General features: G+C 38.8%; 17 protein-coding genes. 16 read left to right on the top strand and 1 reads right to left on the bottom strand.

The annotated features are described in order from the left end of the window. Positions 1–29 precede the first annotated feature (29 nt). The 7 genes from NLX78_RS10955 (at position 30) to NLX78_RS10925 (ending at position 8,062) form a co-directional block, all read left to right on the top strand. Positions 30–968 carry an ADP-ribosylglycohydrolase family protein gene (locus NLX78_RS10955; protein WP_254350450.1) on the top strand — a complete coding sequence of 313 codons (939 nt, stop codon included), beginning with the start codon at positions 30–32 and terminating at the stop codon, positions 966–968. A gap of 234 nt (positions 969–1,202) precedes the next feature. Continuing rightward, positions 1,203–3,590 carry a polyprenyl synthetase family protein gene (locus tag NLX78_RS10950; RefSeq protein ID WP_254350381.1) on the top strand — a complete coding sequence of 796 codons (2,388 nt, stop codon included), beginning with the start codon at positions 1,203–1,205 and terminating at the stop codon, positions 3,588–3,590. 228 nt (positions 3,591–3,818) lie between these two features. After that, on the top strand, positions 3,819–4,358 hold the full coding sequence (locus NLX78_RS10945) for a CueP family metal-binding protein (RefSeq protein WP_254350380.1): 540 nt from the start codon (positions 3,819–3,821) through the stop codon (positions 4,356–4,358). Between the two features lie 283 nt (positions 4,359–4,641). Then, on the top strand, positions 4,642–6,705 hold the full coding sequence (locus NLX78_RS10940; RefSeq protein WP_254350379.1) for a methyl-accepting chemotaxis protein: 2,064 nt from the start codon (positions 4,642–4,644) through the stop codon (positions 6,703–6,705). A 218-nt stretch (positions 6,706–6,923) separates the two neighbouring features. Continuing rightward, on the top strand, positions 6,924–7,292 hold the full coding sequence (locus tag NLX78_RS10935; protein WP_254350378.1) for a hypothetical protein: 369 nt from the start codon (positions 6,924–6,926) through the stop codon (positions 7,290–7,292). After that, positions 7,252–7,812 carry a tyrosine-type recombinase/integrase gene (locus NLX78_RS10930; RefSeq protein WP_254350377.1) on the top strand — a complete coding sequence of 187 codons (561 nt, stop codon included), beginning with the start codon at positions 7,252–7,254 and terminating at the stop codon, positions 7,810–7,812. The genes NLX78_RS10935 and NLX78_RS10930 overlap by 41 nt, the downstream gene beginning before the upstream one ends. Before the next feature lie 61 nt (positions 7,813–7,873). After that, a complete protein-coding gene (locus tag NLX78_RS10925; protein ID WP_254350376.1) occupies positions 7,874–8,062 on the top strand; it encodes a tyrosine-type recombinase/integrase in 189 nt (62 codons plus the stop codon). 440 nt (positions 8,063–8,502) lie between these two features. Here the strand turns inward: NLX78_RS10925 and NLX78_RS10920 are convergent, their stop codons facing one another. After that, on the bottom strand, positions 8,503–8,790 hold the full coding sequence (locus tag NLX78_RS10920; RefSeq protein WP_254350375.1) for a hypothetical protein: 288 nt from the start codon (positions 8,788–8,790) through the stop codon (positions 8,503–8,505). A gap of 171 nt (positions 8,791–8,961) precedes the next feature. On the opposite strand from NLX78_RS10920, the gene NLX78_RS10915 reads away from it, so the two are divergent. From NLX78_RS10915 to NLX78_RS10875, 9 genes are all read left to right on the top strand, one after another. Continuing rightward, positions 8,962–9,165: a helix-turn-helix domain-containing protein gene (locus NLX78_RS10915; RefSeq protein WP_254350449.1), complete on the top strand. Its 204-nt coding sequence runs from the start codon at positions 8,962–8,964 to the stop codon at positions 9,163–9,165. A 194-nt stretch (positions 9,166–9,359) separates the two neighbouring features. Then, positions 9,360–10,736 (top strand): tetratricopeptide repeat protein, encoded by a 1,377-nt coding sequence (locus NLX78_RS10910; protein ID WP_254350374.1) that lies wholly within the window; start codon positions 9,360–9,362, stop codon positions 10,734–10,736. Between the two features lie 252 nt (positions 10,737–10,988). Continuing rightward, complete coding sequence (locus tag NLX78_RS10905; protein WP_254350373.1) at positions 10,989–11,288, top strand: DUF7674 family protein; 300 nt, start codon at positions 10,989–10,991, stop codon at positions 11,286–11,288. A gap of 315 nt (positions 11,289–11,603) precedes the next feature. After that, complete coding sequence (locus tag NLX78_RS10900) at positions 11,604–12,437, top strand: hypothetical protein (RefSeq protein ID WP_254350372.1); 834 nt, start codon at positions 11,604–11,606, stop codon at positions 12,435–12,437. A gap of 147 nt (positions 12,438–12,584) precedes the next feature. Beyond that, complete coding sequence (locus NLX78_RS10895) at positions 12,585–13,577, top strand: ATP-dependent nuclease (protein WP_254350371.1); 993 nt, start codon at positions 12,585–12,587, stop codon at positions 13,575–13,577. Then, entirely contained in the window at positions 13,574–14,362 is a 789-nt protein-coding gene (locus tag NLX78_RS10890) for a TOPRIM nucleotidyl transferase/hydrolase domain-containing protein (protein ID WP_254350370.1), read from the top strand. Before NLX78_RS10895 ends, NLX78_RS10890 begins: the two co-directional genes overlap by 4 nt. Positions 14,363–14,528: 166 nt before the next feature. Further along, positions 14,529–15,182 (top strand): GIY-YIG nuclease family protein, encoded by a 654-nt coding sequence (locus tag NLX78_RS10885; protein WP_254350369.1) that lies wholly within the window; start codon positions 14,529–14,531, stop codon positions 15,180–15,182. A 318-nt stretch (positions 15,183–15,500) separates the two neighbouring features. Then, the gene (locus NLX78_RS10880; RefSeq protein ID WP_254350368.1) at positions 15,501–17,051 is read left to right on the top strand and encodes an RNA-directed DNA polymerase; all 1,551 of its coding nucleotides are present in this window, start codon (positions 15,501–15,503) and stop codon (positions 17,049–17,051) included. Between the two features lie 306 nt (positions 17,052–17,357). Continuing rightward, positions 17,358–18,389, top strand: coding sequence for a DUF4062 domain-containing protein (locus NLX78_RS10875; RefSeq protein ID WP_254350367.1), 1,032 nt, complete (start codon positions 17,358–17,360; stop codon positions 18,387–18,389). Positions 18,390–18,397: the final 8 nt, after the last annotated feature.

Here is an 18,397-nt window from a genome sequence, read left to right as displayed (position 1 = left end):
TTACATTTGAAAAGGGGCGTAAAATCAAAATGACACTTATCAAGGATCGTTTTTTGGGATGTCTGGTTGGGCTGGCTGTGGGCGATGCTTTGGGAACCACTGTGGAATTCAGCAGTCCAGGTACATTTGAACCTGTAACGGATATCGTGGGCGGCGGTGTATTTGGGTTAAAGCCGGGCCAGTGGACAGACGATACGTCGATGGCGCTCTGCTTGGCCGAGAGTATGGTACGTAAAGATGGCTTTGATCCGGCAGATCAAATGCGCCGATACACCAATTGGTACCACTTGGGATATATGAGTAGTACGGGAACGTGCTTTGATATCGGTGGTGCAACGAGAGCAGCACTGCATCGCTTCGAAGCTACCGGAGATCCGTACAGTGGGTCCGTTGACCCCATGACTGCCGGCAATGGCTCTATTATGAGGCTTGCACCTGTGGCTATGGCCTATGCGAACCGTCCGGAAGAGGCGGTGAAGTACGCTGAGATGAGCTCGCGAACCACCCATGGAGCAGTCGAAAGTGTGGAGGCTTGTGCTGTGCTTGCTTCAATCCTTGTGGCAGGTCTGCGAGGAGCGGACAAAGAATCCATGTTATCGGCGGACGTCTGTTATAAGTGGCGGCAGGACGAGCCCGCTTATTCGGCAGCCATTGAAGAAATAATTCGGGGATCTTACCGGCATAAGGAGCCGCCCGAAATACAAGGAACCGGGTATGTCATTCGTTCCCTTGAGGCTGCGTTGTGGGCATTCCACCATTCAAATTCATTTGAAGAGGGGGCACTGCTGGCAGTGAATCTGGGGGATGATGCCGATACGACCGGGGCGGTGTACGGGCAAATTGCAGGAGCTTATTACGGAATAAGTGGTATCCCGAGTCGTTGGCGCGAGAAGCTGGCGATGAAGGAGACGATAAATGAACTGACTGAGGCTTTATGGCAGAAGGTTGAGAAGGACCAAACACTCTAAGGGGAACATCTATAAAGATCAAGCTGGGCTGCTTTTCTTATGGAGCAGAGCCAGCTTTTTTTTTCACTATATTTCATGACGATTCACCTCTTGAGATTACTTCTTATATCGCCTCGACCCCATTAAATTTCGTAACCTCACAGATTATTTTCCGTATAAAGATAAAAACATGATCCGAATTCGTTCCCTCAGGGAGAAATGCAACCATGTTTAACAAAATGAGAAGTAGAGGTAATGCATCATATGAATGAAAAATTACAAGCCAATACAGGATATCAGCTGGCTGAGCGGAAGGCGATTCAGTATTTTGCATTACTGTATGATCAGGTCATAGACAAATCTTATGTGACTACCCTGACAGAAGATATTCAAAAGTGGAAAAAAAATCATCTTCAACATTCCTCATGGTTATCCTTTTTTTCGCGGAGAAAAAGAAAACCTGATACTCGGGACTATAATAGATACATTCAATGGCTGAATTATACAGGCAAATTGGATGATTATCTGGACCGAAGTGTCTCCTATATTTATATGAGGGACCTAGGCAAAGCTCTGGATTCTCCTGACACACATACCCGGATTCAGCGTGTCATTGCAGACGTAAAAAAACACTTGATCCAATCCACCCGCGCAAACAGGGGAGACCAACCGGAATTTATGAATTTGGCCGGGGTGTATCGGTGGGCCCAGAGGGAAGGTATAGAGACCGCGATAATTTGGATGATCAACAAACTTAGGTCCGTATCCTCCCATATTCCCAAGGAGATGGATGCCGAGCAAGCCCAGCGCAAACTGATTAAGATCATTGTCGGGGTTATTCTGCATGTGATGGAAGAAATGGACGATACAGTGTCGCCTATGGAGCGTGCTCGCAGACTTGATGAAGCCATCAGGCTTGGGTACTCCTATGGTCTAACCTATCCTTTCATCGATGATCTTCTCGATTCCCAGGTTCTGAACGTTCAAGAGAAAGAACAATATTCCCGTATGATACGTGCCGCGCTTCTCAGTGGATCTGTGCCTGAGTTGGGCAATTGGACTGGAAATCATATGAAGTTGATTCAATACATACATTCGGAGCTCTCGGATGCATTTGAGTACATTAAGGAACATCAGCGGCCAGACACACAGCAAACCTTTTTCGAGCAGGCCTATGTCTTTTTTCATTCTCAAGATATTGACCGTGTTAAGGATCTAACGCGAGCTACTTATACCAATGAAGAGCTTTATATACCCGTTATTTTGAAGTCCTCTTCGTCCCGCTTGATTGTCCGTTCCGTGATTAGTGCTCCTGCGGATGAGGGCTTTGAGCAACGAACATTCTTTTATGGTATCTATAACCAGCTTGCTGATGATTTTGCGGATATGGTTGACGATATGAGAGACGGTGCGGTAACACCTTATACCTACTATTTAAAATATCATCATCAGAGACCGGATTTGATCAATCCCTTTGAATTATACTGGGTGGTTATTTCCTATTTGATCCATAACGTATATGACTCCGATGCCATGGCTCGTGAGGTGATACTGGATCGTGCAATGAATGGACTCAAACGTTATAAAGAACGTGTAGGTATTGAAAAATATAATGAAACGATGGAGATCTTTGCATCCGGAAATCCGGAATTTAATAATCTCATTCAGAAGATGGTACAAAAAGCGGATGATGTAGATTTCTTAGATAAGCTGCTTCGGGACCAGATGATTACCCATCTGAAAAACGATGCGAGGGAAAAAGAAGACTTTTTCAATACGGTCAAAATGGTCCGTGAGCAGATTAACAACCAATTGAAAATTACCAAGCCACAAGGGATTCCGGCCATGAAAGAACAGCTTATTGAGGCTGCAAATTACAGTCTCGAAGGGGACGGGAAGCGGATACGGCCTATATTGACTTGGGTCATGGGCGTGAACGAATATGGATTAGATGCATCGGCAATCGTGCCTCTTCTGAGATCACTGGAGTATATGCATACCGCATCCCTGATCTTTGATGATCTGCCTTCCCAGGATAATGCGTCTACCCGTAGAGGGCGTCAGACCTTGCATCAGGTGCACAATAGCGCTACCGCGGAATTAACCGGTCTGTATCTGATCCAGAAGGCGATTGGGGAACAATCGTCACTTGACCAGTTCAATGCTGAAACGGTGCTTGCCTTGATACAATACTCGGCCCAGAAAGCAGAAGATATGTGTATGGGGCAGGCGATGGATCTGGATTCCAAAGGAAAGGCACTGACCTTGGAGCAGCTGAATATGGTGTGCTTTTACAAAACAGGAGTGGCGTTTGAGGCTTGTCTGGTTATGCCAGCCATGCTTGCACAGGTCAAGGAGTCGGAAATTGCTGATTTGAAGAAATTTGCCTATCATATGGGGATTGCTTTTCAGATTAAAGATGATTTGCTTGATGTGGAAGGAGATATGCTCTTACTCGGAAAACCTGTTGGCCAAGATTCTGATAATAACAATTCGAATTTCGTGTCCATCCTCGGTCTTGAGGGTGCCAGTAAAGAGATGTGGGAACACTATTGTCTCGCTATGGAAGCATTGGAAGACATTCCACGTAATATTGCTTTTCTGAAGCACTTAATACATTATGTCGTGAACAGGGACCGTTAAAAAACGAGTGTACCCCATTGCTCCACAAGAGTAATGGGGTGTTTTTACGTTGAGACAGAAGAGCTGCTCATGTTCCTTCGCTCATCGGTAATCCTCTAATGTGATATAAATATGTCTGAGCACGCAACACAGATATGTGAATATCTAGTGACTTCAGCACCCCATTTTGCCCATTATGGTGCATTCTCCCTTATAATAATACAAAACAGACGAGGAGATGAACTCCAGATGAAAAAAGGAATCTTAGTCGCTTCAGGGCTGGTTGTTGCCGCATTGGGGACGTACCTAATTGCAGGGAATATTCAGAGAGAAGGGACGGACAACCCGGGGAAGACAAATATCAAGCAATTGGTGCATGATATCAGTGCAGGCAAGGCAACAGCCCAGTCCGCTTCCATTAATTCCAGTCAGTTGATTGTCACAGAGGACGATACTCAGACCGTGAATTATGATTTGTCTGACAACGAGTTTTTTGTTTCGATTGCGCCATATGTGGAACAGACCCACCCTTGTGCAATTCATAGTCTAACGGGCTGCCAAGGCGAAATAAAAAACGGAGCGTTCAATGTGACCGTTCACGACTCCGAAGGGAATGTCATCATGGAGAACGCCGCCATGAAATCACAATCCAATGGTTTTATTGATCTATGGCTACCGAGGGATAAAACATACCGTATTAGCGTGAATCATGAAGGTAAAACGGCTGAAACTGAATTCTCTACATATGAAAAAAACGATACGTGTATCACAACGATGCAGTTGGGTTAACGACGGAGTATGAGGGTTGAGCTTACGGATCGCTGAAACGCTCTAAATCCGCAAAACTCTGCGTTCTCATATATAGCTTTTAGTAAGAGCCTACGTCTGACGGAGGCTCTTTGTGCTGCCCTAATCTTTTGCTGAAGTTACCGAACAGGTTGGGAGGGAATCTATGAGGAATCAGATAGTAAAACTTTAAATTGTGTATACTAAAAACCTATTAAAACAGCTGCAAACTTCCGACATATTATCTAAGAGCTTTTCACTCAATATTCCTCGGGGAGATGGCAGCATGTCAGAAAATATTAAGAAGCGCGTATTCAGATCATCCAGCATCGCGAACACATTGGCCATGGTCTTGTTAGTCATTATCGTTGTTGTCTTTGCAACCTTGGGGACGTTCATGTTTGCAAGCACGCAAAGCATACTTGTCAAGCAGCAAGAGGCCATGCTCCAGACCAAGACGCAGGCCGTTGTCACTCAATTCGATGCGTTGTTTAAAGAAAAGGGATCACTTGTCAAACAAATGTCAACGAACAATCTTTTTAAGCAATATTTAGAAACCACCTCATCGGCAGAAATGTTGAAAACTTCTCCTTATGCTGCCGAAACAGTAGCGACTCTAGCAGCCATTGTAAAGGCAGAGCCATCTTTTGCCGACGCTTGGATTGCAGGAATATCTGGTAAAGGCTTCTTTCTTCAGAATGATGGTGTTGCTTCTAAACCGGATTTCGATATCCATACACGCCCATACTTCAAGCCGGCTGTTGCAGCAGACGGTTTATACTACTCAGAACCCTATAAGGACGTCAATTCGGGTAATGTGCTCATGGGCATTTTCTATCCGATTAAAGATAGCAGTAACCAATTAATCGGATTTGCTGCTGTCGATATTGCTTTCAAAGACATCCCTGCCGTTATGCAAAGCTATTCGCTTGGAAGCACAGGTTATTCGATTCTTGCATCCAAAACAGGTGATATTTTGTATCACCCCGATCAAAATAAAGTGCTGAAAGAAAAGATTAACGAAAGCACAGGTGATCTTGGGGAGATTGGAAAGAAAATGATTGCTGGTGAGTCCGGAGTACAGCTAATTAATGATAATGGGGAACCTCGTTATATCGGGTATGCAACCAGTAAAGATACGGGGTGGTCTGTAGGCTTAACCATTTCTGAAGATGAGGTGCTCTCAGAATTAAAAGCGTTTACCTGGATTACCATTGGCGGTTTTGCGGCAGCCACCATTCTGCTCGTTGTGATTTGTTATATAACGCTCCGTTATCTGTTGAGATCAATCCCGAAATTGCTTGCAAAAATCAAGCTGATTGAAAATGGAGATTTGACCGTTCAGTTTGATACGCATTCCAACAACGAAATCGGTCAAATTTCCCAAGGGGTTCACAATATGGTTCAAAAAATTCAAGGCATGCTCCAAATGGTGGGCGGCTCAGCTCAAGTCTTGAATCAGTCTTCAAATGATTTGCAATCCATTTCTTCCAGAACCGCGATCACGATGAACGATACGGCGACAGCAATTAATGAGATTGCCAATGCAACGAACTACCAATCCATCGAAACGGATAACATTTTACAAAAAACCGGAGCATTATCCGGCCAAATTGACGAAATTGCCAATGATGCCAAAGCCATCGAAACGATGGTGCAAATTTCTGCTGAGCAAAGCGGACAGGGGCTTGCTGTAGTAGATCAGTTATCCAGATGGGCGGAAGAAAATCACAATTCCACACAAGCGATGTCGTCTATTATTCAGGATATTGATCTGAGCCGTCATGAGATTTCAAGCATCGTGGATACAGTCAACCAAATTGCAACGCAGACCAACCTGCTGGCGCTCAATGCTTCCATTGAAGCTGCACGTGCAGGAGAACAGGGCAAAGGGTTTGCTGTGGTTGCCGGGGAGGTTCGCAAGCTGGCTGAGCAGACTGCACTGGCGACACAGGAAATCTACAAGAAGGTACGTGTAATTGAAGAAAAAACCAGCGTATCAGTTGAGCATACGGTTCACGGTCTGAAAATTGCAGAAGAAAATGCCAGATCGGTGGAGGATACGAAGCAAGTATTCTTTAGCATTAACAAGGATTTGGAAGATTTGAAATTGCGAATGATTCAGATCAGCACGAACACCTCCAAAGTCCACAAGCACAAAGATGAGATTTTGCAGGCGCTGGAGATCATCTCTTCCACCACAGAAGAGAATTCCGCTTCAACCGAAGAGGTTAGCGCCAGCACGCAGGAACAATTGGAAAGCTTCGAACAGGTTGCTGAACTATCCAAACAATTAAATCAATTGTCCAATAAGCTTCAAGACGAATTAAAACAGTTCAAGGTCGAGTAACATGGTAGGTGGCGGCGATGCTATGGGATGATGTGACGGAGGAACTGGACAAGTAAAGGTAAGACATTTTATGATAATGTAAATTGGACTTAATGGATCAATAATTTACTCTGAAAGAATCAGGGACTTAAGATGAATATCCATCTTAAGTCCCTTTTTTTGTGTAAAATTAGATTTCCAATTTTTTGAACGGCTGATATACTAAGGAGGCAAGTGAGATGAAGATAAACCTACTTTATCGGGATGAAAAAACGATCGGCGTACGGTTGGAGCGATACGGAGTCAAGGAGCGAGAAGGGATTCGATCCATACCGAGCAGGAAATGGGTTCCAGACGAAAAAATATGGACCATTCCTTACAGTATCTCGGCTGTAGAAAGCATGTTGGAAGCGTATCGGAGCTGCAAGTTCGAGTGCGACGAGCGCTTGAATAAAGAGCTGCCGTTCATCCGGGAATGGCTGGATCGGCGGGACACGCAGGCTAATGCGGTTCCCTCTTCTTCGGAACGAGGTGAATGGAACCCGGATCAGCGGCAAGAAATACGCGATGCATTGGTGGCAAGGGGCTACAGAAAGCAAGACGATTAAAGCATACATATCGCAAACGGAACGCTTTTTTGCAAGATTGCAAGGGACCGAAGCAAGCATAAATGATGCGACGGTGCAAAAATATGCGTTGGCGCTGCTCGAAAAAGGCCTTTCGCACACTTATGTTAACCAAGCGATCAGCGCGCTGAAATTTTACTTTCGCCATGTGCTAAAGCAGCCCAAATCCGCCGCCTATGTTCGTCCGGAAAAGGAGAGTAAACTGCCAGATGTGCTGTCCCTGAATGAGGTTATGCATCTGTTGAAAGCAGTGAAAAATCCAAAGCATAAGGCTATTTTGTACCTGACGTATACATCCGGGCTGCGGGTAAGCGAAGTGGTGAGGTTGCGTCTTGAAGACTGCGACCGTGAACGGAAAGTACTGAAAGTTCGTCAGAGAAAGGGCAGGAAGGATCGGCAAACGCTGCTATCCGAAGCGGCTTTTGCGGTGGTCGAGCAGTATATAGGGGGGAGCAGCCAGAAGACTGGCTGTTTCCAGGGCAGAGGGAAGGCCGCCACCTGACGGAACGTTCAGCGCAGAAAGTGTTTGAAAAAGCGCTGGCTGAAGCGGACATTCGCAACAGGTGAGTATCCATTCGCTAAGGCATGCCTTTGCGACCCACTTGCTGGAGAATGGGATTGATCTTCGCTATATTCAGGAACTGCTAGGGCATCAGAGTGTGCGAACGACGGAGCGGTATACACATGTGAGCAGACGGGACATTGGGCGGATTCAAAGTCCGTTGGATCGGATGAGCGGGCTGGAGGATTGAAACGCAGAAAGTGCCGGAATAAGGAGAAAAGTGCAGGATTCACGAAGTTCGTGAATATGACGAAGAGAGCATTCTTTCGGAAGTTCGTAAATAAGACGTTATAAGATCATAAAATTCGGCTTGGAAGAACAAGGATAGATAAGAGCAGGAAAGAACGGAAGGTAGATCCTATGCGGATCATGGATTGAAGTTTAGAAGCGCCGTAGAAGGAATGCTTCCAATGCGGAAGCAGAGTGGGATTGAAGTTTGGGAGTAGAAGCTCCGAAGTCCGCCGATTTAACAACATATAACAATATATTCAGGCATCGGGCATACGCCCTCGGTCCGGCAGAGGGATTTCGGGGAAGCAGAGGCAGCCGGACACACCTGGCATTCGCCAGGCGTCGTAAATACGAGAACGTTATACGACAGAATCAAATGAAAAGAGAGCCGTTTGGCTCTCAACTAGAGGTTATATTTAATTCATTATGTAATTGAAAAGCATCCTTAAAACCTTGTAAGTAGATTTCACGTTCTAGGATTGTTTGAACAGAAAGGTCTGCATCATCGTAAAGAAATAGAGTTTTATGCATATCCTGAGGTAGAAGTTCATGTAACTGTTTGAAGTAAAGATTCCGATCGGATGAGAATTGATTATAGATAGAGTTGTTCTTGAGAAGATCGCTATATAAGACTTCAATTCGATTACGAATCAACGAATCAAGTAAGACTTCTAAAGAATTGTGCATGAATGATCACCGTTCGTTATGTTTTATTTTGCGAACAAAAATTTAACTTGTTGAACATTATTTTATCATAATGAAATTCATAGTCAAGATCTATCAAAGATATTTTTGATTAAGGAAATATACTTTCATATAATTAAAGAAAAATTCAATTTGGATATGAAGGGATACCAGATGATAAGTTATAAACCATTTCAAAAATTACTGATTGACAGCGATATTAAGAAACAAGATTTATTAAAAATGACGGGGATTTCATCGGCAACGATGGCAAAGCTTAATACGAATGAGTATGTATCGTTAGAAGTAATTGATAAATTATGTACGGCATTGGGATGTCAGCCTGGAGATCTATTGGAGCATATAGCAGATCAATGATGGGATGAGAACATCTGCTGGTTAATCAAAGATGAGATTCCGTCGTATAACATAATACTCAAGCAGCGGCGCCTCATGAGCCGTGGTCTGCTGGATGGATTTCGTGGAAGCATATTCAGCAGACACACCTAGCATTCGCCTGGTGTCTTGAATACAAGAACGTTAGACGAAATGCTTTTAAGGGAGGACCTAAAATGAATAAATATGAACTTACAAGAAATATGCAATGCCTGTGTGGTTCTGGAAAGAAGTTCAAATCATGTTGTAACGAGTATATGTCTTTGTCTTCATTGGATAAAATTTCGATAGAAATTGAAAACAAAAATTACCAACAAGCTTTACTCTTCTGTCGTGCTGAGGTCACAAAATATATGCGTTACGTAAAAAGACATACAGAATTTCTCTTAGTTATAGAACCTTTACGGGGTAAAATAGTACTGGACATTGATATAAAGGCACTGTCAGAGTTGCTGAATAAGCTCATGTATATTATTAGTATGGGAGATATTCAAGTTTCTTTTATTGACAATGTAGATAGATTAGGAGAACTTTTTTACAATCAACACTGGCATAATCGTCTCAGGTATTACAAAGTTGCTTGGGAATATATATTTAAAAATAATGTTGATGATGCAAAGAAGCTTTTGGTCAATTTATCTTACGAAGAGATAAGAGATTTGGATTTTTTGCAGATGTATTTAGATCTCATGAGTGATGAATTGTCTTTTTCAACGAGGTTAGAAGTTATTGATAAATTGATAAATATGGAAACAAGAGTGGCGGGTAAATTGCAATACTACGGAGCTAAAGCAATTCAATTTTTGTTAATTAACGATCTTGAAAGAGCGAAAGAACTAGTTTCGCAAGCAATATTAATTGCTGAAGATAATTTTACAGATATCTCTGAACCTTACGATTATTTGCAATTTGGAAATGTTTATCATCTTGGAGGCAAATTGCTTGATAATGAAGGTCTTCATAAGAAGTCTATTTTATTATTTGAACTTATGTTAGAAACCGATGAATTAAGCCTATCTGGACGAGCAGAAATATATTCTCATCTTGGAGATGTTTATTTGTTTGTAAATGAAGTTGATATAGCGTTAAGCTATTACAATAAGAGCTTGGAACTGGATGAATTATCATTAGCAAGAATTTTTGTTGCTGAAATTTACTATCTAAGAGCTGATTTTGATGCCTCTATTGAGGCACTAGAAGCAATAGAATATAGTTCGATCTCAAATGAAAATAAGATAGATCTATTAATTATATATGCGAAAAATGTAATAAGTACACAAAATGTAGAGAAAGTTAATTGGGTATTAAATGAGCTGAAACAATTGAAATTCGATTCTAAATACTTTAGCGACATTGTAAATGAGTTGGTAATAAATTTACATGAATTACTCATTAAAACTAACTCAAAGAAAGAATTTGAACCATCACTAGTGAAGAGGATATTAGGTAAATTAAATGAATATGTTAAGCTCGAACCTAACATTATGGGGTTTGGCTTAAATATTAATAAGATAATTGGAGATCTTTTAACTGAGAAAAAAGAAAAAAAGTAATATGAAGCCGGTTCGATGGAGAAGAGTACTTCGTCTAACAAAAAATTCACGCATCGGGGCTGACGCCCCTCGGTCCACCAGATGCATTTCCTGATGTAGCTAAAACAGTGGACAACCTTGCACTGCCTAACCGCATTGCGGCCGCTCCCGTTGGTCGCTTAAGGCAGTGAGGGTTCGTGAATGCCATAACGTTAGATGAAATCACCGAAATATGAATTCAAATTACTATCAAGAAGGAAGCTGTCGTACAAGATGATTATTAAAGAACAAGTAATGGAAATGCTATTAATTGCGAGTCTATCTTATAAAATCAGATATGATAAATACATTAAAGAAAATTATAAACCGGGAGAAGATAGATTAATTTATATAGAAGTATGTGATTTTATCGATCATCTTTTTGATAATTATCTGAAGCGCAAAGTAGATGAATTCGATAATATCTTTGAACTTATTGAAAAATTACATATTGATGGAGACGATTTTGTAAAAGAATTAGCTACAGTAGGATTTTTGGAAAATCTCAGAACATATTATTGCGGCAGAACATAGATTTAATTATTTTTGAAGTCTATTTAAGACCGGTATCAAGAACTTGGTGGAATAATTTAATTGATTTTTGGAATGGAAAGACGGGATACGTTGGAGGGCCATTAACAGAATAATAGGATTTGAAGTTAATTCAAAGTAGTCGGTGATATCAACTAACATCATATCCACGCATCGGAGCCTTGCGGCTCCTCGGTCCGCTGGAAGCGATCGACAGGTGCGGACACATCCGACTGCGTCGGACGTCATGAACACAGGAGCGTTATGGTAAATCAGTTAAAAAGTTAATAAATAGATAAAATAAAGAGGTGGAGAATTATGATTTATGCAAGAGGATATCAAGATATGTCTCTTGAACAAGGGCCGAAAATTGTTATTCAAAAACATATAACAAAAGAAGAATATGAAAATCATAAAAGTGAATTAGCAGAAGCACACAAAATAAGTGCTATGGATGATGTTCACAACTTGCTCGTTCAGAATGGAGAAGAATTTTTAAAATACTCTGCTAACGCAGAATATCATTTGAAATTAGAGGAGAAAGTTGTTTATTTAGAGGCAAATCGTTTATTGACGAATTATCTATCATCTTTATCGATGTTTATTGATTATGGTGAAAGATATAATCAAAAGCACTTCGGAAAAGAAGAAATGAAAAAGTTTCAGGAAAAGACTCATGATTTTTATGATAGCCATATTTCATATAGATTCATGGCGCTGATGAGAAATTATGCTCTCCACTATGCTTTTCCCTTATCAGTAATTCATCAAAGTGTAAATGGAGCAAATGGTATTTTTGCTTCCAAAAACACATTGTTAAAGTTTGATGCCTGGAAACACGCTAAAGAAGATATCAAACAAATGCCTGATTTAATTTCTTTAGATATACATGTTGATATTTCAATGATGTTTTTAAAAAAGTTATTTCAAAATTATGTTTATGATATTGCTCCATTAGTGTTAAGAGGCATTGAATATTTAAATGGCATGATAAAAGACGTTAGAGGCAAAATGCCTGTTCTTATAACATTTAATAGCATTGAAGAATTAAGAAAGGGCAACCTTTCTCTTGATATTATAGATATTAAAATTTATGCACATGCTTTTGAGATAATTAAACAACATCCTAGCATCAATATAACGGAAAAATAGATTAGGGCGAAAGTATTCCGGAGAAGATGCTGACATCATATAACATAATATTCACGCTGCGGACATTCGTCCTTGGCCCGGCATTCGCCGGGTCGTGAATACAGAAACGTTATACGACAGAACAAATAAATAAGGAGAAGGATATTTATGAGCTATATTAGAATAAAAAGCATTAGTGTTGAAAACTATAGATCATTTGGAACAAGACAGACAATACATTTTCCTGATCAGAATCATAAGAAACCTGTAGCTATCGTTGGGTATAACAATTCAGGGAAAACAAATTTTCTCAACGCAATTCTATATGGGATAAAAGAGAAAAATGTTAATAAGGATACATTCACAATTAACGATTTTCACAACCGTGATTACAATAATCGTCCTTTTATTGAAACTGAAATTGAAAGCAGCATAGAAGTTAAAGGAGACGGAAACCAAGCAGAGCTTAAAGGATTTCATTCATTAAGAATAAGCGTAGTGGATAATGAAATTGAGCACGCTGGAGTCCGATCTTTTCGTGACAAGGAACAATTAACAAAAAATCCTGATGCTTCGGGAGCAGCAAAGTATTTTAGGATTTTCTATGTGAATTTTCATGATGTAAAAAAAGAGTTATCAACAAAGAAGACTACCTGGGGAAATCTTACTTCGTTTTTAGCGAAACATATTAAGAAAATTGTTGAAGCAGATGCGAATATGAAAGGAAAAAGAAAAACTTTTGAAGGAGAAGTGAAGGATTCAACTGATAGGGTTCTAGCAGATTCGAAGTTACACAGTTTTCTTGAGGATATAAGGTCAAATTATTCAACAAACCTAAGAGACAGTAATTTTTTTATAGGTTTTGAATTGCCTGATTATGAAGATATTTTTTTGGATATGATTTTTAAAATCGGTTTAAATGGTGATACCGAAAACCTTATTTCTATAGATCATTTCGGTGATGGATATATTTCTATGTTTGTTATGGCTATCATTCAAGCAATTGCTGAGAGCAACAAGAGTGATAAATGTTTATTTTTATTTGAAGAGCCTGAAAGTTTCTTGCATGAAAATCATCAAGAGTACTTTTACAAAACTGTCCTCTGTTCTTGGCAGAAAAAGGGCATCAAGTTATCTATAGTACTCACTCGGACAAAATGATAGATGCTTTTGATACACGAGGACTTATTCGTTTTGAATTTGATGATGAAGCACACGAAACAATTTTGAAATATAACAAACCAGATGAGAATATTTCAGAAGCTGATTTAGAAGGTTTCTCTTTGGATCAAGTAGCAGACTTTAATAATTACATTAAAATGATAGAGCCAAATTTGAATAAAATTGTGTTCAGTCAAAAGGTGGTTTTAGTAGAGGGGCCAAATGATTTACTGACCTACAAAGAAATTATAAAGAAAAAGGTATATCTGTTAACTAAAGATTCTATGTATTCAGAGACATACTTAAACTTTAAAAACATTTCTATAATTCCTCATCATGGTAAGATTACAGCCAGAATCTTGGTTAAGTTATGTAAACATCTTGGAGTGGACTTTTTTTGTATAAATGATTTTGACTTCAAAAACAATTTCATTTCAGAACTTTTATTTGATTCACTTGAAGATTTAAAGAAAAGTGAATTATACACAAAAAGGATATTGGATTTAGAAGAATTTAATTCTAAAGGCAAACCTCTAAGTGACAGTACAAAACGACAAATGGTTACTACAAATTGGGGATTAATTAAAGAAGCTTCTTTGGAAAAAATACATTTCAACATTCCTAAGTTAGAAGCTGTGATAGGTTACGAATCAAATGATAAAAGCAGTTTAGGCATATGGACTAAACTCCAAGAAACATCAGAATTCGGAGAAGAAATTTTTCCAACATCTCTAAAGAAATTCGTTGGAATTGAAACTTTAGAACAAGCATGTTCCAAACAATAATCGAATCAAATATTTCATGTAAATTCAAGTAATGTTCCGTCGTATAACATAATATTCACGCTGCGAGCATTCGCTCTTGATCCGGCATTCGCCGGACACCCAGCGTGCGCTGGGTCGTGAATACGGGAACGTTATGAGAAATATCAGAAGAGAGCGGGTGTAATACATGTCTAATGGGTATGTTTACATACTTATAAATGAAAGTTTCAAGGGATTAATTAAAATTGGAAAGACTTCATTAAGCTCCAGCGAAAGGGCGAAGCAACTATCTAGTAACACTGGAATACCTACCCCTTTTAAAGTTGCTTATGAAGTTTTTTCTACTGACTGTAATAGATTAGAAAAAGCTATACATAATGAATTGAACGATTTTAGAGTAAACGCTAATAGAGAGTTTTTTAGTTTTCCACTTTATAAGGCGATTGAATTAATTCAAAAGTTCTCCGAGAGAAAAACGAAATATAATGAATTTGATAGTTTTGAAGCAATAGAAATTTTACCTAAGATTAGAGAGTTATTTAATACGTATATAAATCCTTTTGTATCTTCGGTTAGAGTCTACCAAACTAGCGATAGAGTTTATTTAGAAGTTACACAAGATCACTATATAGCTGGCTATTTAAAGCATCAATTAATTAGAAGAACTGACTTAGGTTATTTACATGATGGACCACATAAAGATGATAAACCATTCAAACCGGAAAGATCGATTAATGCTAATGCTGAAGTCTTTCTATCTTCAGGCTTTACTACAATGGCCTTATGCAGTGATGATTTATTTACAGCAGAAGGAATGAATAAAATGTTCAATGATGAATAAAAAGAGCAAAATAATATTTTTGGAATTCGGAGAAGGCTGATACATCACGTAACATAATATTCAAGCATCGAGCATACGCCCTCGGTCCGGCCAGTAGAATTTCGATGAGTAGAGCAGCCGGACACATCCGACTTCGTCGGACGTCTTAAATACAGGAACGTTATACGAAACACTTCAAAGATAATAGCAATATGAAACAAACATGGAAAAAGGAATTTGTTAAATAGCAAGAGTAGTTAAATAAAATCCATCGAATTTAGCAATTTAAAAGATTAGAAAATTCTTTTATTAATATAAATTTTACTTAAGGAGTAAAAAATGACTACTAAATTTGATTTAATACAAAGAGGATTTTTTCCACAAGAACTTCCTCCCCCGTTTACAACTATTACTTTAGCTAATAATCTAAATTCAATCTCTATGGAGAACACAGCTACAAGTAAATGCATAACATATGATATTCCAAGAGTAAAACTTCAAAGAAGACACTTGGCAATCCCTAACCCTTTACATCAAATTAAATTAAGCCAGGCTATTGAGACAAATTGGAGCAATCTACAAGCACATTTTGATAAATCAAAACTTTCCATCAGTAGACCAATTTCCTCCGAAAAACGTGCTGTTGAAACGTCTAGAACCTTTGGGGATTTAGTTTCTGAAAGGATTCTTCGTTCTCCTGATAAACGAATCGTTTTAAAAACAGATATTTCTAGATACTATCCTACTATATACACCCACAGCCTTCCTTGGGCCCTTCACACAAAAGCCTTAGCAAAAGTCAACAGACAAGATAACTACTATGGTAATCTCTTGGATCGACATATGCGAAATTGTCAAGACGGACAGACAATTGGAATTCCTATCGGACCAGACACTTCATTAATAATTTCAGAGATTATAGGTTCTGAAATAGATTCATTACTGCAAACAAGTATTCCAAATATTCAAGGTGTTCGTTATATCGATGACTACTTTTTATATTTCGATACGATTGCTGAAGCTGAAAAAGCACACTCTGTATTTCATCAAATTTTAAGAGAATTTGAATTGGATCATAATTCTGAAAAAACTTCAATCAACCCCTTACCAGAAAATCTTCTTAAAGAATGGGTGTTTGATCTTCAGTCCAGTAAAGTGCGTTTTAAATCTATTGCGCAAAAAAATGATATTATCAGCTACTTCAGTAAAGCTTTTGATTACATCTATAAATATCCAGAAGACTTTGTATTAAAATATGCGCTAGAACGTTCAAAAACTTTTAGTGTAACACATGATAATTGGAGTTTATACGAGTCTTTAATTTTAAAATCGATGATTGTAGAACCAAACACTCTTCAAGTATCGCTTGAAATATTATTATCTTATCAATCCTATGGCTACATTTTAGATAGAGAAAAAATCGCTCAAACGCTGAAAAAAATAATCTTGCATCATTCTTCTTTTAGTCATTGTTATGAAGTCTCATGGGCTCTTTGGATATGCCAGAGTCTTAAAATCGATTTGAAATCTGAGGTTTCTCATGCTATCTCACAAATGACAAATTCAATAGTAATCCTTCTGGCACTAGACTTACAGTCAAAAGGATACATAAGCGGGATTAATATAGATGAGTTGGATTACTATTTAAAACAAAACAGTATTTTTGAAGATCAATGGCTATTAACCTATGAATCCCAGATAAAAGGGTGGTTAAGTGGTGAAGGATTCGATAGAAGTGAATTCTTTATAAGTTTGCAAGATCATAACGTTACATTTTACGATGATAAGCGACAAGTAGAAACATTTATTCCTAAAGAAATAGAGTCAGTACTAGAACAGATTGACCAACATGAAATAATGAACAATGTAACTTCTCTGTCGTTGTACTAAATAACTTTAATTTAAAAGTGATTTTGATGAACAAGAATTTTGAAGGTAACTCTAGTGACGTAAAGTGCTTCGTATAACATAATATTCACGCTGCGGACATACGTCCTTAGTCCGGCATTAGCCAGACACCTAGCATTCGCTAGGTCGTAAATACAGGAACGTTATACGACAGAACCAAAATCCAAAGAGAGCCATTAGGCGCTCAATCTATTGAAGTAAAGATTACGCTCGGATCAGAACTGGTTGTAACTTGAATTGTTTTGTTCGTTACCGGAATTCTAAATGTGAGAAGGTTGTGGGATAAAAATGGATAAAAGATATCAGGTCTTTATTAGCTCTACTTATCAAGATCTTCAGGAAGAGAGACAAGAAGTTATGCAGGCTCTTCTTGAACTGGATTGTATTCCTTCAGGTATGGAATTATTCCCCGCGGCAAACGATGATCAATGGACTTTAATAAAGAAAGTTATTGATGATAGTGACTATTATATGGTTATTATTGGAGGAAGGTATGGTTCTTTAGGGCCTGAGGGTTTAAGTTTTACCGAAATGGAATATCGTTATGCTGTTAGTTGTGGCAAACCTGTGATTGCCTTCTTACATAAAAATCCAGGGGAGTTATCGGCAAATCGTACTGAAAAAGATCCTGACAGTTTTATAAAATTAAATGATTTTCGAAAGATGGCGGAAAATAAACTAGTAAAGTACTGGACAACTCCTTTTGATCTAGGATCAATGGTATCAAGGAGTTTAATAAGATTAATAAAAACCAATCCTGCCATTGGATGGGTCAGAGCAGACCAAGTCCCAGATGAAAGCTCATCCAAAGAAATTCTAAGATTGCGCAAGCAAGTAGAAGACCTTGAAAAATCATTAGCTGAAGCAAGAACGCAAGCTCCACATGGTTCGGAAAACTTGGCACAAGGTACAGACGAACTTGAAATTGAATATTCATTCGTTGTGAAAGATCCAGAAACCTATAGACGAATTAGATACAAAGCAGAATTTAATACTACTTGGAATGAACTTTTTTCTAGACTCGCACCCTTTATGATTGACGAGTCTGATGAACAAAGGTTGTTTATTGCAATAAATGATTTTATAAGTGAATCCGAAAGAAAAGAATTGAAAAAGGATGATGATTTAAAAGAGAAAATGTTGGAAAATTTTAAGGTTAACGAGTCTAACTTTCAAACAATACTAATTCAATTTAGAGCGCTCGGTTTAATTTTAAAAAGCAATCGACAGAGGAGCTTGAGAGATAAAGGAACATATTGGTCATTAACACCTTATGGTGATGAAGTAATTACAAAGATAAGAGCAATAAGAAGAGAATAATAGTTGTG

This window comes from Paenibacillus sp. Lou8.1, from assembly GCF_024213565.1.
Classification (GTDB): domain Bacteria; phylum Bacillota; class Bacilli; order Paenibacillales; family Paenibacillaceae; genus Paenibacillus; species Paenibacillus polymyxa_B.
The sequence above is the reverse complement of the archived record's forward strand: the minus strand, read 5'-3'. Positions and strand labels throughout refer to the sequence as shown.